The organism is Castellaniella sp., from assembly GCF_034007085.1.
Lineage (GTDB): Bacteria > Pseudomonadota > Gammaproteobacteria > Burkholderiales > Burkholderiaceae_B > Castellaniella.
In genome coordinates this window covers 1-21,904 of record NZ_JAVERO010000030.1, presented here as the reverse complement: position 1 = coordinate 21,904, position 21,904 = coordinate 1, and the positions used below count along the sequence as shown (strand labels likewise).

17 protein-coding genes, 1 tRNA gene, 1 pseudogene and 1 riboswitch are annotated in these 21,904 nt (G+C 63.4%); of the genes and pseudogenes, 8 read left to right on the top strand and 11 right to left on the bottom strand.

Features of this window, described 5'->3' with window-relative positions; all coding sequences use genetic code 11:
- Positions 1–508, top strand: a 508-nt coding sequence (locus RBR29_RS04730) for an AraC family transcriptional regulator (protein WP_320347756.1), incomplete at its 5' end; no start/stop codon positions are given.
- On the opposite strand, the gene RBR29_RS04725 is transcribed toward RBR29_RS04730, so the two are convergent.
- From RBR29_RS04725 to RBR29_RS04695, 7 genes and pseudogenes are all read right to left on the bottom strand, one after another.
- A complete protein-coding gene (locus RBR29_RS04725) occupies positions 457–3,714 on the bottom strand; it encodes an autotransporter outer membrane beta-barrel domain-containing protein (protein WP_320347754.1) in 3,258 nt (1,085 codons plus the stop codon). The two genes, RBR29_RS04730 and RBR29_RS04725, sit on opposite strands and share 52 nt — an antisense overlap.
- A gap of 99 nt (positions 3,715–3,813) precedes the next feature.
- Positions 3,814–4,683: a hypothetical protein gene (locus tag RBR29_RS04720; RefSeq protein WP_320347752.1), complete on the bottom strand. Its 870-nt coding sequence runs from the start codon at positions 4,681–4,683 to the stop codon at positions 3,814–3,816.
- A 38-nt stretch (positions 4,684–4,721) separates the two neighbouring features.
- Positions 4,722–5,093: a hypothetical protein gene (locus tag RBR29_RS04715; protein WP_320347751.1), complete on the bottom strand. Its 372-nt coding sequence runs from the start codon at positions 5,091–5,093 to the stop codon at positions 4,722–4,724.
- 337 nt (positions 5,094–5,430) lie between these two features.
- Positions 5,431–5,705 (bottom strand): annotated as a pseudogene (locus RBR29_RS04710) (transposase); the annotation flags it as partial.
- Positions 5,706–5,798: 93 nt separating this feature from the next.
- The gene (locus RBR29_RS04705) at positions 5,799–7,127 is read right to left on the bottom strand and encodes a muropeptide transporter (protein WP_320347749.1); all 1,329 of its coding nucleotides are present in this window, start codon (positions 7,125–7,127) and stop codon (positions 5,799–5,801) included.
- On the bottom strand, positions 7,124–7,783 hold the full coding sequence (gene metW / locus RBR29_RS04700) for a methionine biosynthesis protein MetW (RefSeq protein ID WP_320347747.1): 660 nt from the start codon (positions 7,781–7,783) through the stop codon (positions 7,124–7,126). Before metW ends, RBR29_RS04705 begins: the two co-directional genes overlap by 4 nt.
- Positions 7,780–9,030 (bottom strand): homoserine O-acetyltransferase, encoded by a 1,251-nt coding sequence (locus RBR29_RS04695; RefSeq protein ID WP_320347745.1) that lies wholly within the window; start codon positions 9,028–9,030, stop codon positions 7,780–7,782. Before RBR29_RS04695 ends, metW begins: the two co-directional genes overlap by 4 nt.
- A riboswitch (SAM riboswitch) is annotated at positions 9,019–9,097 on the bottom strand. (Overlaps the previous gene by 12 nt.)
- Positions 9,098–9,312: 215 nt before the next feature.
- Here RBR29_RS04695 and RBR29_RS04690 point away from each other — a divergent pair.
- Both RBR29_RS04690 and gshA read left to right on the top strand, forming a co-directional pair.
- Positions 9,313–9,645, top strand: coding sequence for a helix-turn-helix transcriptional regulator (locus RBR29_RS04690; protein ID WP_320347743.1), 333 nt, complete (start codon positions 9,313–9,315; stop codon positions 9,643–9,645).
- Positions 9,646–9,684: 39 nt separating this feature from the next.
- On the top strand, positions 9,685–11,268 hold the full coding sequence (gshA, locus tag RBR29_RS04685; protein ID WP_320347741.1) for a glutamate--cysteine ligase: 1,584 nt from the start codon (positions 9,685–9,687) through the stop codon (positions 11,266–11,268).
- Positions 11,269–11,309: 41 nt separating this feature from the next.
- On the opposite strand, the gene RBR29_RS04680 is transcribed toward gshA, so the two are convergent.
- A tRNA-Arg gene (locus RBR29_RS04680) sits at positions 11,310–11,384 on the bottom strand.
- A gap of 137 nt (positions 11,385–11,521) precedes the next feature.
- On the opposite strand from RBR29_RS04680, the gene RBR29_RS04675 reads away from it, so the two are divergent.
- The 4 genes from RBR29_RS04675 (at position 11,522) to RBR29_RS04660 (ending at position 14,819) form a co-directional block, all read left to right on the top strand.
- Positions 11,522–12,439, top strand: coding sequence for a c-type cytochrome (locus RBR29_RS04675; protein ID WP_320347739.1), 918 nt, complete (start codon positions 11,522–11,524; stop codon positions 12,437–12,439).
- Positions 12,440–12,680: 241 nt separating this feature from the next.
- Entirely contained in the window at positions 12,681–13,658 is a 978-nt protein-coding gene (locus tag RBR29_RS04670) for a nitronate monooxygenase family protein (protein ID WP_320347737.1), read from the top strand.
- Positions 13,655–14,389: an enoyl-CoA hydratase-related protein gene (locus tag RBR29_RS04665; protein ID WP_320347735.1), complete on the top strand. Its 735-nt coding sequence runs from the start codon at positions 13,655–13,657 to the stop codon at positions 14,387–14,389. The genes RBR29_RS04670 and RBR29_RS04665 overlap by 4 nt, the downstream gene beginning before the upstream one ends.
- A gap of 199 nt (positions 14,390–14,588) precedes the next feature.
- On the top strand, positions 14,589–14,819 hold the full coding sequence (locus RBR29_RS04660; RefSeq protein ID WP_320347733.1) for a hypothetical protein: 231 nt from the start codon (positions 14,589–14,591) through the stop codon (positions 14,817–14,819).
- A 50-nt stretch (positions 14,820–14,869) separates the two neighbouring features.
- Here RBR29_RS04660 and RBR29_RS04655 read toward each other — a convergent pair whose 3' ends face one another.
- The 3 genes from RBR29_RS04655 to hemE form a co-directional block, all read right to left on the bottom strand.
- The gene (locus RBR29_RS04655) at positions 14,870–17,065 is read right to left on the bottom strand and encodes a UvrD-helicase domain-containing protein (protein WP_320347731.1); all 2,196 of its coding nucleotides are present in this window, start codon (positions 17,063–17,065) and stop codon (positions 14,870–14,872) included.
- 2 nt (positions 17,066–17,067) lie between these two features.
- Positions 17,068–19,278 (bottom strand): primosomal protein N', encoded by a 2,211-nt coding sequence (locus tag RBR29_RS04650; RefSeq protein ID WP_320347729.1) that lies wholly within the window; start codon positions 19,276–19,278, stop codon positions 17,068–17,070.
- A gap of 278 nt (positions 19,279–19,556) precedes the next feature.
- Positions 19,557–20,627 (bottom strand): uroporphyrinogen decarboxylase, encoded by a 1,071-nt coding sequence (gene hemE / locus RBR29_RS04645; protein WP_320347727.1) that lies wholly within the window; start codon positions 20,625–20,627, stop codon positions 19,557–19,559.
- Between the two features lie 304 nt (positions 20,628–20,931).
- On the opposite strand from hemE, the gene RBR29_RS04640 reads away from it, so the two are divergent.
- Positions 20,932–21,904, top strand: a 973-nt coding sequence (locus RBR29_RS04640; protein WP_320347725.1) for a TonB-dependent receptor plug domain-containing protein, incomplete at its 3' end; no start/stop codon positions are given.

Sequence of the window (21,904 nt, the reverse complement as noted above, 5' to 3'; positions counted from 1 at the left end):
TACCGACGGCCCGGACGGCCGCCTGGCCCAGGTGCTGGTCGACCAACTGGCCGTCAGCCCGGATGCCGGGCTGATCCTGCCCTGGCCCTCTGACCCCCGGCTGCAAGCCGTATGCCGCCAACTGCAAAACCACCCCGACAGCGCGCCGGACCTGGGTGCATTCAGCCGCCGCCTGGGCCTGTCGGACAAGACTCTGACGCGGCTGTTCCAGCAGCAGACCGGCCTGGGCTTTCGCCTGTGGCGCCAGCGCGCCCGGCTGGTGCATGCCCTGCCGCTGCTGGAACGCGGCGAGCGCATCACCGATGTGGCCCTGGCCTGCGGCTACGACAGCCTGTCGTCCTTCATTGCTACATTCCGCGCGCATACGGGCGTCACGCCCCGGGCGTTCGCTTTGGGCACGCGGGAAGCCCCCCTATTGTCCTGTCGCGCAAATACACAAGGTCATTCTGGTGCGGCTTACCATAGTATGCGGATGCCCAAACGGCCACTCACGCCAGAACCGGCATAACCGCCAAGCGATCGATTGTAATCGGCCGCGATGAAACCGCTGACGCGCTCGGACAATTGACCGGACACTCCCAGGCCCATTTGTACCCACGTGTTGCTCGACCGGGTCTTCATCACCACGGAATGCTCCCCGGCAAGGTTGGAAAAGGTGGTCCGATTATCCGGGCCGAATTGCTGCCACAGATTCGCGCGCAGCCAAACAGTGGCACCCTTGCCTTTGCGATTGTCGGCCTGGTGTACCAACCGGGCACCAATACGGGCATAGCCGGCATGCGTGTCGTCAAACTTGATTCGCCCGAAGCTGTCCTTGGTGCGGTTGATTGTCACGTACTGATAAATCATCTGTGCCTGCGGTTCCAGCGCCCATCGCTGCGCCAAGGAGATGGGGTATCCCACCTCTAGGGAAGCGATGCCACTGTATCCCCGCGTCGTTGAACGCTCGCCACCGGCGGAACTCGCCTTGACCTCAGGGTGGTAGGTGCCCTGTACCACGCCATCCAGGTACGCACCCGATGCGCTTTTACGCGTCCAATAGCCGCCCAGCGATAAACCCGACATCGATGCTGTGCCAGCCCGCCCAGAAAGCGGCGCCTTCACGTCGGCCGAACTGGTGGCCGCGCCCAAATACACGCCTGCGATATCGCGTATGCCGGACGGCTGCACACGACGGTACAGATCCCTGCCCACCTGAACACCGGCAATATCGTAGTCATAGGAAGGACCGCGCGTGATCAAGGCGTCGTACCCGCTTTTGCCGACACTGCCCTTCTCGCCGAATGTGCGGCCCCAGGCGGCCCCGTCGTACTGCCGCGTCGACGCCAAATCGATGTAGTCCTCGCCGCTCCGATCGTGATAGGTGCCCAGCATCGCCAGGCCAAAGCGATTCGCCAGCGAAGGCAGTGCCATATTCAAGGGGACTTCTACACGGTAATCCGGCTCTTCGCGGGTGGATCGCAGATACCACGCGTCCGGGTTCTCGCTGCCGCCCCGGTAAAGCCGATACTCGTAAGCGCCGGCTGCGACACGCCCTGCCAGCGAGAACGCCCCTTCATCGGTGACCCCGCCATTGATGGCATCAACAATCATGATGCCGTCGCCGGTCGTCAGAGCTCCGCCCCCGCCGGTATTGCGCACGATGATCGCAGTGGTGCCGCTCGCCCGCCCCCCGTCGACGATCAGTTGATCGGAAGCCGAACCGCTTCCTTCCAACCACGTATTCAGCGCGATGCTGCCCCCGTTGCCGACGTAGTTGCCCACGGTCAAGGTCTTGTACTGCGTCGCGTCGGTCGGATTCGCGGGCGGCGTGAAATTGATATGGCTGCCGACATTAGTCAGCGACGTCAACGAGGACGTCCCAGCAACATCCCACCGGCTATCACCGGACAGCGCCAGCCGCGACGTCCCCGTGGCCGGATTCTTCAGGGCGGCGCCAAAAATGTAGGACCGGTCGTCAACCACCAGATCCAGGCTGCCGTTCACGTTCAGCGCCACGCCATTGATACCGACCAGGGCGGAATGCCTCAAAGACGCCTGGACCAATCCCGCCTCGGCGACTTCAAGCGCGCTGCCTGAAGCTAGGACGACACTATCGATCATGTTCACCGCGTTATTGCCAGATGTGCCCAGAATTCCGTGCGAGCCTGCGCCCGAAGCAGCGACCCAGGACTGGTTGAGCTGGACGGTGGACGAGGCCAGCAATTCGACCCCGGCCGCTGCAGGGCCTTCGGTACTGATCAAGGACGCTGTTGCATCAATGGAACTGTCCCCATTGGCATACAAGCCACTGGCACCCGCGCCGTGGGTCGACACATAGGTGTTCAAAAGACTGACTTTTCCCTTGTAATAGGAGCGGACCCCATAGGCAGTCGCACCGCTGGTCGACACACGGACTCCGTCAGCACGCACCTGCGCAGTGGCTTCGGCCGATAATCCGGCTGATTTTTCGCCATGAGTTTCCACAGATCCCCCGTCCAGGGTCACAGTCGACCCTCGTTGAAACGCCGCCACGCCCGCCGAGACGTCTCCATCCGTGACGATATTGACGTTATGCGCCTGCGCCATGGCCCCTTTCCCCGAGGCATTCGCCGTCGCCATCAATCCCGCCGCATTCGAACCCGAAGTTCTGATGGTCGTGCCCCATATCGACAGCGTTCCCCCAGCTTCGGCACGTGCGCCTGTCGCATTGTTTCCCGAGGTGACGATTTTGCCGCTGCTGAAATCAATGGCGCTGTCCATGTGCGCAAACACGCCGTGCGCATTTTGACCCGAGGTTTCCACCGAGGTCTCAGTCGCAGAGATACTGACTGACCCCACTGTGGGTTTATAGGTCGAAAACAAGCCGTAGGCATGGGCACCTGCCGTCTTCACAGTTGTTGATTCAAGCTCTGCGGATCCGCCGCCGGTAACCCATATCCCGTAGGCCGATTGTGACCCATTGCCATCCAGCGCCTTGGTCTCGATCTGGCCATTGCGAAACTCCAGTGTGCTGGCGGCATCTACCTTGATCCCAACGGACTTTGACCCGTGTGTTTCGATGCGGGTGCCCGATACCGCCGCATTGGAACCCACACCAGAGCCGTCCCCGGTCACCATCATGCCGGGCGCATTCTCGCCTTTGGTGATCAATAAGCTGTCGGACACGCTGATCGTGCCGCGCTGCGCGCTGACGGCACGAGCGCCTTTTCCCGTCGTCGTGATCGTGGCGCCACTCAGTTGCAACGCCCCTTTGGACGCGGCGACTGCACCGTGAGCGGACTCACCACTGGTGTTCACGATCACGTCGTGAGCAAGGATTCCCATTTTCTCCGTCTCGGGAACCGTATGCGCATAGAGGCCATAGGCGAATTTACCGGAGGTCGTGATCGAAGTGCCGTCGAGTTCGGCCAGCCCCTTGCCGGTCACCCAAACGCCATAGGCTGCCGAACTGCTATTGCCCGTGGTCGTGGTCGTTTCGATCGCCCCCCCCTTCAGGATGGCTTTTCCCGATGATTCAAGTTTGATGCCAGCCGCGCCCTGCCCGATGGTACTGATCGTCAGATTGTTGGCCTCAACAACAGAACCGGGGTTACTCACCAGCACACCGAAACCATCTTTCGCGTCCTGGCTGGTGGACAGGTTGGTATTGTCGGAAAGCTTATGTGTCTGGCCATCCGATATGTTCAACGCCTGTGCCTGTGCGTTAATCGGTTGAAAAACGGCCAAAAACATACAGGCCACTGCGCACGCAGGTTTCAGTCCAATACAGGACATTTGAATATAATACTTACAAATAGCGAACAACCGGCAAATCAAGCCGAATTTAAAAAATCAAACCCCGTCCTTGATAAACTGCTGTCGATCCGCAGCCAAGGAGATGACAGAACCCAAAAGGTCGAGATGCGTGACACGTGCCGGTAAACAAATATCGGCCCCGGGATGAGAATCACGGTTCTCTTTCGAGCACACATCATCAGACAAAAGCACAATGGCTACGTCATTTAATTTGCGCATCTCGCAGATCACATCAGGAACATCGAAATCACCTTCACCATCGCCATCAATAATCAGAATGCGCAAGCGCTTTCCAAAAAGAGCCAGATCGTCGGGATGAGTCGCCACCGTCGTGCATACGCCTGAGTCAAACAAATAATCGTGCCAGGCTAGCATGAAATCCACGCGCGAGGAACTTGGCGATGCGATCAAAAGAAAAACCACATCGAAGTCATACATAACTTTCCGAATACTGTTCCGTTGGCACCGAAGGGGGCAAGCATTCATTGAATAATTTCCTGGGATTGATAATTCCCCCATTCCAGAAAACCCGCCGGATACTGTTTTGATTTGAGCCCCAATCGTTTGGACAGGGCGGCTTTCACTGCCTGCTGGGTGGTCACGATCACCGGATTCATTGATCACGACCATCGGAATATGCAGCTGAATGCGAAAAACAATGGCTGGTTTATAAGGAAGGCCATAAATTTTCCGGCGTCTGGATAAAATATCCCTGTTGCCCCAACGCACAAGAATTGCACTCCACCAGCAATCAACCACCGCGCTTTTGGCCGAGACATTGACACCAAGATAAGTACCTGTACCCACTCTGAGTCTATCAACCGCCGCCCCAACAACCCATTGGTCAAGGGCCCGGGACAGTCCAAGCCGTTCGAGACACTGAATCTCGCGTGCTGCACTGGCCATGACACCATCTGGGCGCCGTCTGCGCAGCAGCGCACTCTTTATAGCAGGCACTCTTTATAGAGAGTCTTATTTTCCTGAATGCGGATGATGACAGGCTGCAAAGCAAATGACACCCGACCCTGCGCCATGTCAGCCAGAAGCTCGGCTGCCGTGGCCATATCGTTGCGATACATGTTTCGCGCGATCTCGGTTTCTGGAATCGGATCTACATGCACATACTGAATCCCATTTGTCAGATCGAGTGAAAACGTTTTCGACTGTTCAATAATCGATGCATACTGAATGGAGGGGGCCAGGTGCACAGGCTCGCTTTCGACCGGGAACGGCATCATGGCGATTTCCAAAAGCAGTTCTGAAACAAAGCCCACCAGGTCGAACTCTATCGAAACCGAAAGACAGAGTTCGAACATGCCACCTCTTAAATATCAGCAGCTGTTCTTCCATCTGGGCAGCAACAGCGCGCCATGCCGCTGCGCCATAAACTGCAGAAATATGCGCAATATTTATGATTTCGATATCAAAGAGGATTGTGAAAACAGTATTTTTCTGCCCCCCCAGCAATGAATGAATATCCACCATCGACCAGATCTTTGCCGGCAACACCGCTGTGCAAGCATGCTCAGGCCCGCCATTCTTTTCCGGGGTTACCGCAAAAGTCATCTCAGCATGTGCTCTGTTTTGGCACAATCGAAGTTTAGGAAATCAATCGGTGAAAAAACTTAGGAATATTCTTAAAATTCAGGCTTTTCAAGGAAGGTCTGAACAAGCCGCTGCCGAGTAGTGGCGCACCTTCCACAGATTGGCCAGCGTAAACAGCATCTGCAGCTGCGCCGTGTTTTCGCCAATCCCCGGTAACGCACCTTGGTGAAGCCAAACTGCCGTTTGATCACCCGAAATGGATGTTCCACGCGAGAACGAAGGCTGGCCTTGGCTCGCTCGTAGAACTCCAACATTCGACCCATGTTGCTCTTGCCGAGCATCCGACGCTTACCTGGCAGCATGGCAATATGCCACCGAACGTCGCGCCCCAGGTTCCCTTCACGAAGCTGGACGCCTCGACAGGTCGAGTCGCCCAAGACCATCTCTGATGACAAAGCGCCAAGCCATTGAACCGATCATCGGCCACCTGAAAAGTGGCCATGGAATGAATCGGTGCCATTCGACAAGTCATCCAGCGCCCGTACGCGCCCGCGCATCCACCACAGCAGCCCCAGCCCCGGCAGCGCGATCGCCACGGTCAGAATGAAAAACACAGACCAACCGAACGCAGCGACCAGCACCGGGGTCAGCGGACCCGCCAGATAGGTGCGGCCCACCGCCGACAGCGCCGACAGCAGTGCGAACTGCGTCGCAGAGAACTCCACCCGGCACAAGGCCATCAGCAGCGCCACGAAGGCCGCCGTGCCCAACCCGCCACACAGGTTTTCCACCGCCACGACCAAGGCCATGGAATACAGATGCGGCGGCGTCACCGCCAGCACCCAATAGCCCAGGTTCGAGACCGCCTGCAACAGGCCGAAGACCATCAGGGCGCGGTACAGGCCCAGGCGCGTCATCAGCGCGCCCCCCGCCAGCGCCCCGACGATGGTGGCCGCCAGCCCGAAGACCTTGTTGACCATGCCGACCTCGGTGACATCGAACCCCGCCCCCCGGATCAGAAAGGTGGTGGACAGCGCGCCCGCGAATGCGTCACCCAGCTTGTACAGCACGATCAACAGCAAAATGGCCCAGGCTTCGCGGCGGCCGAAGAATTCCCTGAGCGGTTCGGCCACAGCTTCGCGCAGCGTGCGGGGCGGACGGGCCGCGCGTTCCGGTTCCGGCGCCCACAAGGTCGCCAGGGACGCCAGCGCCATCAACCCACCCATCAGCATGTACATGGGGCCCCAGCCCAGCCACTGGTCAGCCAGGATCAACGCCAGGCCACCGGACACCACCATCGCCAGCCGATAGCCCATGACCTTCAGTGCCGCGCCTGCGGCGCGCTCGTCCTGACGCAGGACATCGGTGCTGTAGGCGTCGAAGGCAATGTCCTGGGTCGCCGACAGAAAGGCCACCCAGACCGCCAGCAGGGCCAGGGCCCGCAGTTCCGTCCCCGGATCGAACAGGCCCATGGCGGCAATCGAGACGGCCAGCAACCATTGGGTCAGAAAGACCCAGCCACGCCGCCGCCCCAGCCAGGGGGGAGCGTAGCGATCCACCAGCGGCGCCCAGAGAAATTTCAGCGTGTAGGCCGTCCCCGCCAGCGTCAGGAACCCGATGCTCTGCAGCGAGACCTGCGACACCGTGGCCCAGGCCTGCAACGTGCCGGACGTCAACGCCAGCGGCAAGCCGCTGGCAAACCCCAGGATCAGCAGCGGCGTCACACGCCGGCCGCCATAGACACGCCAGCCGCGCGCCGGGGCCGCGCCAGCCGTGCCGGAATCGGCATCCCGGGCCTGCGTCATGCGCGGCCGCCCCTGGGCGATTCAAAACGATAGACCGCCAACTGACTGCGCCAGCCGCGCAGCCAATGGATTTCCTGTTCGCCCCGGAAGGCCGCCAGATGCGTGACCCGCAGGCCCAACTGCGCCGCCAGATCCTGGAAATCACGCAGCGTACACAGATGGATGTTGGGCGTGTCGTACCACTGATAGGGCATCTGGTCATTGACCGGCATGCGGCCACGCAGAATCGACCAACCGTGTGGCCAGTAGCCAAAATTCGGAAAAGACACGATACCGTAGTGGGCCACCCTGGCCATTTCCCGCAGAATGTGTTCCGTGTGGTGCATGGACTGCAGGGTTTGGGACAGCACCACCGTGTCGAACTGCTGGTCATCGAACAGCGCCAGGCCTTCTTCCAGGTTCTGCTGAATCACCCGCACACCGCGCCGCACCGCCGCAATCATGTGCTCATCGTCGAGTTCGACCCCGGCCCCGCGCACCTGGCGCGTCCGCTGCAGATAGTCCAGCAGGCGGCCATCGCCGCAGCCCAGATCCAGCACCCGGCTGCCCGGCTCGATCCAATCGGCGATACGCAGCAGATCGATCCGCAGCGGCTGGTCCTGTCGCGCCACAGCCTGCGCAACTGTAGCGGGCGCATCCGCCCGTATTTCCGTCATGCCAACACCCCTGCAACACGGCGACGTTCGCCCAGACCCAGGCGAGCGGCAATGCCATCGTAATAGCCCTGCACCACGGAGTGATAACGTGGATCCCCCAACAGAAAGGCATCGTGGCCATGCGGCGCATCGATTTCCGCGTAGGTGACTTCACGCTGGTTTTTCAATAGCGCGCGAACGATCTCGCGTGAATGTTCAGGCGCAAAACGCCAATCGGTGCTGAAGGACACCAGCAGAAAGCGCGCCTGCGCCGCTGCCAGGGCCCGCGCCAGGTCGCCGCCATGCGCACGCGCCGGATCGAAATAATCCAGGGCCCGGGTCAGCAGCAAATAGGTATTGGCATCGAAATAACGGGAGAATTTTTCGCCCTGATACCGCAGGTAGGATTCGACCTCAAATTCGACATCGTAGTTGTAGCGATAATCGCCCGAGGGTTCCGGCGCCCGCTGCGCCCGGCCAAACTTCGAGGCCATGACCAGATCCGACTGATACGTGATGTGCCCCACCATGCGCGCCACCGACAGGCCATTGGACGGCACGACGCCATGGGCATGATAGTCGCCGCTATGGAAATCGGGATCGGTCAGGATGGCGCGGCGGGCCACCTCGTTGAAGGCAATGTTCTGCGCCGACAGGCGCGCCGTGCTGGCAATCACGATGCAGTCACCCACCCGTTCCGGGCAGGTGATGGCCCAGCTGAGGGCCTGCATGCCGCCCAGAGACCCGCCCATCACGGCGGCAAAACGCTCGATGCCGAAATGATCCGCCACACGCGCCTGGGCATGCACCCAGTCTTCTACCGTGAGCAGGGGGAACGCCGCCCCCCAGGGTTGTCCGGTCGCGGGATTGATCGAGGCGGGTCCGGTGGACCCAAAACACGACCCCAGGTTATTGATGCCGATGACGAAGAACCGGTCCGTATCCACGGCCTTGCCCGGACCGACCATATTGTCCCACCAGCCAATCTGGTCCGGCCGGCCGGCATCCATGCCGGCCACGTGATGCGAGGCGTTCAGGGCATGGCAGATCAGCACCGCATTGCTGCGCTCGGCGTTGAGCTGGCCGTAGGTTTCCACCGCCAGGGTGTAGGACGGCAACACCTGGCCGCTGGACAGCGTCAAGGGGTCGGAAAAATGCAGGAATTCCGGAGAGACGTAGCCGACGCTGCCTTCTGGCACAGGTCGCGGATCGATGGGAGAGGCGCCCGGCGCTGAGGCAGGCGCGGAAGAAACGGCAGTCGTGGTCATGGGACCTCTTTAGCTGGATTTATGGAGCGCCCGCAAGCGGATCAGGCAAATCGGCGCCAATTCGTTGTCCATTCTAGCACCCCAATCCCTGGGGCAGGCAAGCCCGCGCCCAGGATGCCCCTGCCCTCCGTGGCCGTCCCCACCCGATCAGCAGGACATACCCCAAGTTAGGACATATCAACTTTTTTCTGATTTTTGCCCGAACTTCTTGAAAGAAATGATACATTTACTCACGTTAATTTTCGTTGAGGAACCGACGAGTCCAACGGAGGGCATGTCACGATGAAGCTGCTGACCGAACGAGAACACGACTGTCTGTATTGGGCGGCACAGGGCAAAACCAGCTGGGAGATCGGCTGCATCCTGGGCATCAGCGAACGAACTGCCAATTTCCATATCGCCAACAGCTGCGAAAAACTGGACGTGCGCACGCGCCAGGCCGCTATCACGGCCGCAATGAAACTTGCGCTGCTGTCCCCACCCCGTCCAACGGCCAGCACAACGACAACCAGATCCCGCGGTAATGCCGCCGACCCGGCCTTCAGCGCCCGTCGGCCGCGTTGTGCGCCCCCCGATCCACGCGCGCGGTCCAGGGCACGACGACAATGCAGCTAAAATCGCTGTCTATGCAGACCAACCTGGTACCAATTGATCATGAGCCTGGCCTCGGAACGGCGCGCCCACCTGGCGGCGCAGCCTGAATTGTTGCGCGCCATCCGGCGCGGCATCGAAAAAGAAGGTCTGCGGGTGGATGCGGCGGGGAACCTGGCCATGACCCCGCACCCATCCGCCCTGGGATCGGCCCTGACCAATCCCCGCATCACCACCGACTATTCCGAATCCCTGCTGGAACTCATCACCCAGCCCCTGCCCGATGCTGCGGCCCTGATCGGCGAACTGACCGACATCCACCGCTTCGTCGCCCTGCGCAACCCGGACGAACCGATCTGGAACCAGTCCATGCCAGCGCACCTGCCGCCCGAAGCCGATATCCCCGTCGCCTGGTACGGCACATCCAACACCGGCATGCTCAAGCACGTCTACCGCCAGGGCCTGGCCTGGCGCTACGGCAAAGTCATGCAATGTATCGCCGGGGTGCACTACAACTTCTCGCTGCCCGACGCCGCCTGGGACTGGTTGGCCGACGGCGACACGCCACAGGACCGGCGCAACACAGGCTACATGGCCCTGATCCGCAATTTCACACGCCACGCCTGGCTGCTGATGTATCTGTTCGGGGCCTCGCCCGCCGTGTCCCGCAGTTTCCTGCAGCATGCCGGCTTCGAGGCCAGCCTGACGCGCATCAGCCCCGACACCTATTGCCTGCCCTGGGCCACCAGCCTGCGCATGAGCGACCTGGGCTACAAAAATCCGATCCAATCGGACCTGCAGCTCTGCTACAACGATCTGAATACCTTCACCGCCCGCATCCACCGCGCCGTCACCACGCCGTGGCCCGCCTACGAGGCGATCGGCACCCATCGCGATGGCCAGCGCATCCAGCTGAACACCAATATCCTGCAGATCGAAAACGAATACTATTCCAGCATCCGGCCCAAACAGACGACAGGCCGCTGTGAACGGCCCAACACCGTGCTGCGCGAACGCGGCATCCAGTACATCGAAGTCCGCTGCATGGACATCGATCCGTGGGCGCCTGCCGGCATCACGGTCGAAACCAGCCGATTCCTGGATGCCTTCCTGCTGTACTGCGCAATCGAGGACAGCCCGTTGTTCCCTCAACCGGGTTTCTGCCACGAAAGCCAGGGCAATTTCGCCCTGGTTGCCCGCGAAGGCCGCCGGCCCGATCTGCTGCTGCAACGCCAGGGCCGCGCGACCGGGCTGCGCGACTGGGCCGAAGAAACCCTGGAACGCATCGCCCCCTATGCCCGGCTGCTGGACGAGCATTCCGGGGACGAAGGCCACACCACCGCCCTGGATCGCCAACGCGCCAAGATCCGCGACCCGGAAACCACGCCGTCGGCCCGCCTGCTGGCAGCCCTGCGCGATGGCGGACAGGAATTTCACGACTGGACCCTGGCCCAGAGCCAGGCGCACTGGGACGCCCTGCGGGCCGACGGCCTGCCCGCCGAGATCCTGGCCGACTATGACGCGGCGGCCCAGGCATCCATTGCGGACCAGGCTGCCATCGAGGCCGCCGATACGATGTCTTTCGAGGATTACGTGGCACGCTTTCATGCGGCGCTGGGGCCAGCGCCAGACGGTGTGGCTAATTGACTGATGAAAAAAGCCACCATATCGAGTGGCTTCAATTCAGCTGGCGCGCCCGACAGGAATCGAACCTGTATCAGAAGCTTCGGAAACTCCTATTCTATCCATTGAACTACAGGCGCGGCATGGGGACGCTATTGTAGCGTGTTTGCGCCGCACACGCAGGCATGCGTCGCGGCACACAGCATGCAGCTGCACAGGGCTGTCGCTATAATCCACTGTTGAAGCCTGTAACATGAACGATTCCCAGGATCCCATCATGAGCCTCCCCGAACACGCCCACGGACACGAAAGCGCCATCAAGACCCCGCGCCAGTTGCTGATCACGGTCATCCTGGCCTTCCTGATTCCGATCGCGGTCATCATCCTGCTGGTCAATCTGGTCGGCTCGTCCATCCGCACGGGGGCCGGTTCCGACAGCCAGTCCGAAGAAGCCATCGCCCGGCGCATCCAGCCCGTGGCAGGTTTCAAGCTGGTCGATGCCGATGCGCCCAAGGTCTTCAAGACCGGCGAACAGGTCTATCAGGCCACCTGTTCGGCCTGTCACGGCACGGGCGTCGCCGGGGCGCCCAAATTCGGCGACAAGGACGCCTGGGCCAAGTACATCGCACAAGGCTACGAGGACCTGCTCAAGAACGCCCTCCACGGCATCGGCGCCATGCCCCCGAAGGGCGGCAACGCTGCGCTGGACGACTTCGAAGTCGCGCGTGCCGTGGTCTACATGACCAACCAGGCGGGTGCCAGCTTTGACGAACCCAAGGAACCGGCCGCCGACGGTGATGCAGCCCAACCTGCTGCGGCTGCGGCTGCGGCCGAAACCCCCAAGGCGGATGCGACCGAACCGGCAACAGCCGAACCCGCTGCCGCCGAACCCGCCGCGGCTCCGACAGCTGTCGCTCAGGCTGAACCTCAGCCCGCCGCACAGGCCGACGCCGACAACACTGTCGGCAAAAAACTCTACGAATCGATCTGCGTCACCTGCCACTCCATCGGCTTGGCCGGGGCGCCCAAATTCGGCGACAAGAATGCCTGGGCTCCCTACATCCAGACGGGCATGGACACCATGCTGAAAAACGCCATCACCGGCGTAAACGCCATGCCCCCGCGCGGCAGTTCGCAAGCCTCGGATGACGAACTCAAGGCCGCCATCCAGTACATGGTGGACGCCGCTCAATAAGCCTGCCCAGCGCTGGCCCTCCATCAGCGCCGCGCTCCAGCACTCGCAGCCCCGGCCTATGCCGGGGCTTTTTCATGTGCGGCCATACTCAATCCACACCCAATGGATTCCCTGCCTGGGGTTCCCTGCCTGTTTTCAAACGATTGTTTGATTTAGAATGAGGCATCACCCGGCGGCTCAGCCGGGATTCCCCCGCCCGGCCGGTCCGGACGGCCTCATGCCCACGCGGAGACAAATACTCATGACTCACCCCCTCGTCACGGCCTTGCACCAGTCCATGACACTGCCCGTCATGGCGGCGCCCATGTTCATCATCTCGAACCCGGAACTGGTGATCGCCCAATGCGCCAGCGGCATCATCGGCTCGATGCCGGCGCTCAACGCCCGCCCCCAGGAAAAACTGGGCGAATGGCTGACGCAGATCGAAACCAGTCTGGCCGCTCTGCGCGCCGCCGATCCCGACCGGCCGATCCCGCCCTACGCCATCAACCACATCATTCACCAGTCCAACGACCGGCTGCAGCACGACCTGGAAGTCTGCGCCGAACACCGCGTGCCGCTGATCATCACCAGCCTGCGCGCGCCCAACCAGGTCGTGGACGCCGTCCACAGCTGGGGCGGCAAGGTCTTCCACGACGTGACCACGCTGCGCCATGCGCAAAAGGCACTGGAAGCCGGCGTTGACGGCCTGATCCTGGTGTGCGCAGGGGCCGGCGGCCACGCGGGCACGCTGTCGCCCTTCGCCTTGCTGGGCGAAGTCCGACGCATCTTTGACGGCCCGATCTGCCTGTCGGGCGCCATCAGCCGGGGGCAGGACATCCTGGCCGCGCGCGCCATGGGCGCTGATTTCGCCTACATCGGCACGCGCTTCATCGCCAGCACCGAAGCCAATGCCCAGCCCGAATACAAGCAGATGATCGTCGACACCGCAGCCGCCGACATCGTCTATACCCCGTATTTCACCGGCATCCCGGGCAACTACTTGAAACCTTGCGTGCGCAACATCGGCCTGGACCCCGACAACCTGCCGGCCGCGCAGGGCACGAATTTTGGCAGCGACAGCAAAAAAGCCTGGCGCGACATCTGGGGCGCGGGCCAGGGCGTGGGCAACATCGACGCCGTGCTGCCCACCGCCGACATCGTGGCCCGGCTGCGCGACGAATACCAGCAGGCCGCCCAGGCGCTGCGCGACGGTTTCGTCGAGGAGGTCCGCGCATGATCCGCACCGAACGCCAAGGCGCCGTCCTGGAAATCCTGATCGATCGGCCGGACCGGCGCAACGCCCTGACCGACGCCATGTATCGCGACATCGACCGTGCCTTGCGCGAGGCCGATGCGGATCCCGCCTGTGCCGCCGTGATCCTGCACGGCGCAGGCGGCCATTTCACTGCCGGCAACGACCTGACCGAATTCCAGATGCCGCAGGACAGCCGCGACGTGGGCTCGATCGCATTCCTGCATACCCTGGCATCCGTGGATGTGCCGGTGATCGCAGCCGTACAGGGCCAGGCGGTCGGCGTGGGGGTCACGCTGCTGCTGCACTGCGATTTCGTCTATGCCGCGCCTGATGCCGTATTCCGCCTGCCCTTTGTGTCCCTGGGACTGTGTCCGGAAGGCGCTTCCAGCCTGCTGCTGCCCCGGATCGCCGGCGAACGCCGGGCCGCCCAGTGGCTGCTGGGTGCCAAACCCTTCGGAGCCAAAGATGCCCTGGCCGGCCAGCTGCTGACCGACCTGGCAGAGGATCCGCTGGCCACCGCGCGCGCCTGCGCCCAGTCACTGGCCGCCCAGCCGGCCCCAGCCGTGCGCGCCAGCAAGCGCCTGCTGCGTGAACCCGGACGCGCCGAAGTCCATCGCGTCCTGGACGCCGAAGCTGCCGTGTTCTTCGATCGCTTGAAATCCCCCGAGGCCCAGGCGGCTTTCCTGCAATTCTTCGCCCGCAGCAAGAAATAAAGGCAGCGTTCCGGCTCCGATGCATCCGGCCCTGGGCCCGGCCTCCAGCCGTCCCAGGGCCGACGATACGCCGCTGTTGTTTTTTCCGCAGGAATCGCCCGTGCAGCGATCGACTTAGGGTTTACCCCTAGCTTTATCCTAGGGTTTACCCTATACTGACTCTCGTTGAAATCTGAAGCTTCTGAAACAGGAGTCAGTCATGTACGCCACGCAAACCCCGAATCTGCTGTCCGACGCGCTTGAGCGCGCCTACAGCCGCTCTCTACTCGATAACACGCACCAGCCCCTGCAACTGGGCAGGGCCTTCCGCACCGTGGGCCGCGCACTCGGTCGCGCCGCTGCCGCCACCGGCCGCTTCATCGCCAACGTGATCAACGCCCAGGCCGAGGCCCGTGCGCGCGATATGCGCTACAGCCGCACCCCCTGGTAATCGACCCAGCCTGCTGTCATGTGCCAAGGGGCCTCTGAATCAGAGGCCCCTCAGCGTTTCAGCAGCGCCTTGAGCCGATCCAGCGTCCGGGCCGGATCCGTATCACCCACCGGATGCGATGCCTCCGCCTGCAGGCCCATTTCCGCGATGAAGCGCGAAGGCTCGCTGATCGTATCCTCGCGCCCGCGCCGCCGCTTGCGGCACCAGCTGACCCGCAGCGTGCGCTGCGCGCGCGTGATCCCCACATACATCAGGCGGCGTTCTTCTTCGATGCGCCGCGCCCGCGCCGCATCGGCGGCCTCACCCACATCCCCGTCATCCTCGCCGCCCCGGTGCGGCAACAGGCCTTCTTCGACGCCGATCAGGTAGACATGGGGATATTCCAGCCCCTTGGAGGCATGCAGGGTGGACAGCTTGACCGCATCGGGCTCTTCGTCATCGGCGCGTTCCAGCATGGTGACCAGGGCCACGTGCTGGACCAGTTCCAGCAGCGTCATGTCGTCTTCGTCCGCCTTGCGCTTGAGCCAATCCAGCAATTCCAGCACATTGGCCCAGCGGGACTGGGCCTGGCGTTCGTCCAACGTATCGTACAAGTGGCGTTCATAATCCATCGCCGCCAGCAGATCGTCCAGCACCCGCCCGGCATCATCGCCACGCAAGCCGTCGATCCCCACCGCCGCACCCGCCAGGCCGGCAGGGGCCGCGCCGTCTGCAGGATGTGCGGTCGACACGACATCTGCGCCGGACGCGGGCGGGTCCGGATCAAAGGCCAGCAGATCGCCCTGGACATCCGCGTCCGGCAGGGGCGGCACCGCGCCGCCGCGCCGCGCCGCCCGCGTCCGGAAATGATCCACCAGCCGGACGAACTGCTGCACCGCCTCGCGCTGCCGGCCCGCTGGCAGGACGGCTTCGGACACATCGGCGGCCACCGCATACAGTGACACCCCGCGCCGGGCCGCTTCTGCCCCCAGGGCCTGCAAAGTCCCCTGGCCAATGCCACGCCGGGGCGTGGTCACCGCGCGGATGAAGGCCGGGTCTTCGTCCTCGTTGGCGATCAGCCGCAGCCAGGCCAGCACGTCCCGGATCTCGGCCTTGTCGAAAAAGCTCTGCCCGCCCGAAACCGTGTAGGGAATCCGCAGATTGCGCAGGGCCTGTTCCATCACCCGCGCCTGATGATTGCCCCGATACAGCACCGCGAAATCCTTCCATTGGGCCTGGCGCTCGAAACGCGCCGCCGACAGGCGCATGGCGATGGACTCGGCCTCGGCCAGATCGGAATCCATGGGCGTGACCACGATAGGCTCGCCCGCCCCCAGTTCCGACCACAGCGTCTTGTCGAAGGTCTTGGGATTGTGGCTGATCACCTGGTTGGCCGCCTCCAGGATACGCTGGACGGAACGGTAATTCTGCTCCAGCTTGATCAACCGCAGCGTCGGATAATCGCGCCCCAGCTGGGCCAGGTTTTCGACCGTGGCGCCACGCCAGGCATAAATCGCCTGGTCATCGTCGCCCACCGCCGTGAACATGGCGCGGTCCCCGCACAGCATGCGCACCAACTGATACTGGCAGGCATTGGTGTCCTGGTATTCGTCCACCAGCAGGTACTGGACCCGCGCCTGCCAGCGCGCGCGCAAGGACGCATCGGCTGCCAGCATCTGTGCGGGCAAGCGGATCAGGTCGTCGAAATCCACTGATTGATAGGCCCGCAGGGTCGCCTCGTAGCTGCGATAGACGCGCACGGCCTCGGCCTGGTCGGGCCCCTGCGCGACCTGCGCCGCGCCATCCGGGTCCAGCAGGGCGTTCTTCCACAGGGAAATGGTCTGCTGCACCGCCCGCAGGCGGGCGCGGTCAGTCGTGGCCAGCAGTTCCTGGACGATCCCCTGGGCATCGGTCGCATCCAGGATCGAAAAACCGCGCTTGAGCCCCGCGCCCGCATATTCCTCGCGCAGGAACCGCAGCCCCAGCGAATGGAAGGTGCCCACCGTCAAGCCGCGCAACAGCCGGGGATCCACCAGCGTGCGCACCCGCTCGCTCATTTCCCGCGCCGCCTTGTTGGTAAAGGTCAGCGCCACCACATGACGGGCCTGATAGCCACATTCGCGCAGCAGATAGGCCATTTTCTGGGTGATGACACGGGTCTTGCCGCTGCCTGCGCCAGCCAGCACCAGACACGGGCCATCCAGATAGAGCACCGCCTCGCGCTGGCGGGCATTCAGATCCTGCGGCAAGGTGGACCCGGGCGCCACGGTCAGATCTCCTGGGGATCGATTTCGATCCCCCAATGCTGCACGGCCCCCCGGGCCAACTCGTCCAGTCCCGGCAGCAGCGCCCGCAGCAGCCGGTGCAAGGCGCCGCGCCCATCCGATTCGAACAGCAGCTGGGCGCGCTCGATGCGCGCCACGCGCACGATGCGTAGCGGCACGGGATCATGGATGCGCACCCCGGCGGATTCGGGCAGCGTCCGCGCCCGTGCCCGCGCTGCCGCCAGGAAATCCAGCGCATCGCGCACCCGGACCGCCTGCGCCGTCAGCAACGCCTGGTTGGAAAACGGCGGCAGGCCCAGATCCCGGCGTTCTTCCAGTGCGCAGGCGGCAAAACGCGCATAGTCATGCCGCAACAATGCCTGATAGACCGCCTGTTCGGGATAATCGGTCTGCACGATCACCTGGGCACCGCCTTCGCGCCGGCCCGCCCGGCCAGCCACCTGCATCAGCTGCGCGAACAGCCGTTCCGGCGCACGGAAATCCTGGGAAAACAGCATGGCATCCGCATTCAGCACCCCGACCAGACCCAGGCGGGCGAAATCATGACCCTTGGACACCATCTGCGTGCCGACCAGGATGTCGGCCTGGCCGGCATGCGCCTGGGCGAACAGGGCCTCGGCGCTGCCCTTGAGACGGGTCGCATCGGCATCGATGCGCAGGATCCGCGCCCCAGGAAAACGTTCGGCCAGGAATTCCTCGACCCGCTGCGTACCCCGCCCCATGGGCTGGATGTCCGGGTCGCCACAATCGGGGCAGGCACGCGGCACCGGCATGGAATCGCCACAATGGTGGCATTGCAGGATATGGCGCCCCCCCAGGCGATGCAGCACCATGTGCGCCGTGCAGCGACGGCAATCACTGACCCAGGCGCAAGACGGGCAGCGCAACACGGGGGCATAGCCACGCCGATTGATGAACACCAGGCTCTGCCCGCCCTGGGCCAGCCGGGCGGCCAGCGCATCCAGCAACTGCGGCGTGAAGCCCTGTTCCAGGCGGGCGCGGCGCGTGTCCACCAGACGGATTTCCGGCAAAGGCTGGGCCTGGGCGCGATCCGGCAAGGACAGCAACTGATAATCGCCGGCCTGCGCATGCCGCCAGGTTTCCAGCGACGGCGTGGCCGACCCCAGCAGCACCGGAATGCCCAGGTCGTGGCCGCGCCACACCGCCAGATCACGTGCCGAATAGCGCAGGCCGTCCTGTTGCTTGTAGGACGCATCGTGTTCCTCGTCGACCACGATCAGCCCCAGGCGCGGCAACGGGGTGAACAACGCCAGGCGCGTGCCCAGCAGGATATCGGCCTGGCCGCGAGACGCCCGCAGCCAAGCCCGCAGGCGATCGCCTTCGGACAGACGGCTATGGATCACTGCCAACGAATCGCCCAGGCGCGTCCGCACGCTGTGTTCCAGCTGCGGGGTCAGATTGATTTCCGGCACCAGCAGCAGCACCTGCCGGCCCGCCGCCATCACCTGCCGCGCCAGACGCAAATACAGTTCGGTCTTGCCACTGCCCGTCACGCCATGCAGCAACGCCACACCGGCCCCGGCCGCCAGCAGGTCCTCCAGACCCGCCAGGGCGCGGACCTGGGCATCGGTCAGGGCCGGGCCATCGGAGTCCGCCACCGGATCGGTATCCTGCGGCACGGCAGCGCCATCGGGCGCCTGCCGGTCTGCATTCAGTTGTGCGATGTTCTGCGACTTGCGCGCGCGTGCTGGCTGCGGCCGCCGATCGGCCCGGCAGACCGGCCCACCGGCCGAACGCGCCCCGGTATAGGCAGCGGGCTTGCGCAGGGGCGGCGGCAGCACTGGCAGCAGCACCTCGCCCAAGGGCCGGTGGTAATAGTGTGCGGCAAATTCTGCCAGGCGCAGCCAGTCATCCGGCATGGGCGGCAGGTCATCCAGCACGGCGTCGATGGGCCGGACCCGGTCCGCCGCCACAGCGGGCGCATCGCGCACGGCCCACACCATGCCGACCATGGCCCGGCGGCCGAATTTCACCCGCACGCGCACCCCCGGCGCCACGGGCCGGTCATGAGAATAATCGAACAGGCCCGGCAGCGGCACATCCAGCGCCACGGCCAGATAGACCGTCGCCCCACTGTCAGCGGGCGGCGCAGCCGCCTGCGCCGGGGCCGGGGCCGGGGTATCGACACCGCCCACAACGCCACAAGCCTTGTCCACAGGGCGTTTCACCGCCATGCCCGCGCCACGGCCGAGCGATCGCATTCAGCCTGTGGATAACTTTGTGGAGAATCACCGTATAAAGGGGTCAATATCAAACCGCCGAAATGGTCAAGTCTCTTGATAATTCTCAAATAAAGTCAATTTATTGATTTAAAACAATAATTTACGGCGCATACCGAGAATCTATCTTCAATAGTGCTCGTAAACCCTGATCCCCGGACTGTATGTGCATAAGCACAAAGCCCCAAGAGCCGCGCCCACCGTGACTTTGCACTTCAAACGGCCGGCAGGCGTCATGTCTCATGATACGCGCGGCTGGCCGTGTGAACCTCGTCCACCAGGACCGAGACGGCCTCTGGGGACGTGTGCTGGGAAATCCCATGGCCCAGATTGAAGACGTGGCCCCCAGACCCGACCGGCCCGAAATCGGCCAGCACTCGCCGGACTTCGGCGCGGATCGCGGCCTCGCCGCCGAACAGCGTCATGGGGTCCAGGTTGCCCTGCAGGGCCACCCGGTCACCGACCCGGCGCCGCGCAGCGGCCAGATTGGCCGTCCAGTCCAGGCCCACGGCATCGCAGCCGGTGGCGGCAATGTCCTCGACCCACTGGCCACCGCCCTTGGTGAAGACGATGGCCGGCACCCGCTGGCCATCGTGTTCGCGAATCAGACCATCCAGCACCTGGCGGGTGTAGGTCAGGGAAAACTGCTGGAACAAGCCGTCGGCCAGCACCCCGCCCCAGCTGTCGAACACCATCACCGCCTGGGCGCCCGCCTGGATCTGGGCGTTCAGATAGGCCTGCACGGCCTGGGCATTGATCGACAGGATGCGATGCAGCAGATCGGGGCGGCTGTACAGCAGCGTCTTGATCTGGCGGTAGTCGGCACTGCCCTGACCTTCGACCATGTAACAGGCCAGGGTCCAGGGACTGCCGGAAAAGCCGATCAGCGGCACTGAACCGTTCAGTTCGCGGCGGATCAGCGACACGGCATCGAACACGTAGCGCAGGCGGTCCAGGTCGGGCACCTGCAAAGCCTGGATGGCCGCCTCGTCGCGCAGCGGGCGATCAAAGCGCGGCCCTTCGCCCGCGACGAACTGCAAGCCCAGGCCCATCGCGTCGGGCACGGTCAGGATGTCGGAAAACAGGATGGCGGCATCCAGGTCGAAACGCCGCAGCGGCTGCAGTGTGACCTCACAAGCGTATTCCGGATTCTGGGCCAGTCCCATGAAGGAACCGGCCTGCGCCCGGGTCTGGTTGTATTCAGGCAGGTAGCGCCCGGCCTGGCGCATCATCCACATCGGGGTGTAGGCCACGGGCTGGCGCAGCAGGGCGCGCAGGAAGGTGTCGTTTTTCAGTTCGGGCACAGCAGATCCTAAGAGAACGGCACAGGATCCGATCGTGCGGGTGTCCCGCCACGGATCCGGGGAAGCGTCCGTGCGGGGACGTTGCCTGGATTTTACCCGGCCTGGGGAATCGGGGCCGGAAATCGCCGTGCCCGCGCAGGAACCGTCACCGATTTCTCGCTGGTGCAGCCCAGATTCGGGAAAACAATACTTGATAATTATCATTCTCATTTAGATTGTCCCCGCCGTAAGGTACGACCAAAAGCCGCCCGCCGGTCCCGCCGGCGCGCGCGGCGCCCTTTGTCTCCTTTTCGTGGCCCGCATCATGTTCTTCGAGAAAACCGCGCCCGCGTCGCAAGCCGCCGGGTCAACCGTCCTGACCGCCCTCGCCGCCCTGTGTCTGGCGGCCGACGCCCCTGCTTTTGCGCACGCCGTCCCCGCCGACAGCGCGCAGACCGCCCTCCCCTTTCAAGGCACGGCCGAAACCGCAGACAAAGCGGCCACGGATGACACCGCCGTCAAGGCGCTCGCGCCGGTCCGCGTCCGGGGCATCCGGGACCCGGACGTCCAGGGGCATGAAAACGTGTTCCGCAAGAACGTCACCAACCTCTACGTCGACCGCAAGGAACTGGACCGCTACCAGACCACCAATCCCGCCGACGTGTTCAAGGGCATGAACGGCGTCTACAGCATGGATTCGCGCAACGGGGCGTCGATCACTCCGAACATCCGCGGGCTGTCGGGCGAAGGCCGGGTGCCGCTGACGGTGGACGGCACCGAGCAGTCCGTCAACGTCTGGCTGCAGGTCTACGGCGCCGGCAACCGCAACTACGTGGACCCCGCCCTGTTCCGCAGCATCGAGGTGGAAAAGGGCCCGTCGCTCTCCCGGGGCATCAAGAGCGGCATCGGCGGCGCAGTGAACGTGCGCACCATCAACCCGTCCGACATCATCCCCGACGGCGACAGCCTGGGCCTCGAAGTCAAGCTGGAGACCTCCGGCAACACGATCGCGCCCGCCGTCGACGCCAACAGCTATTTCGGCAAGGACTACCGCGACATCCCGGGCGCGACGCTGGGTTCGGACTACGCGGTCAACATCCCCCAGCCCGTGCCGCGCAATCGCAGCAGCGGGGACGCCATGAATTTCCAGGACAAGAGCTTCATGTTCGCCATCGCGGGGCGCAACGACCACACCGACGCCCTGCTGGCCTACAGCTACCGCAAGCGGGGCAATTATTTCGCCGGCAAAAACGGCGCCGACGCCTACACCAACAACGACGCCTACGCCAAGGACACCT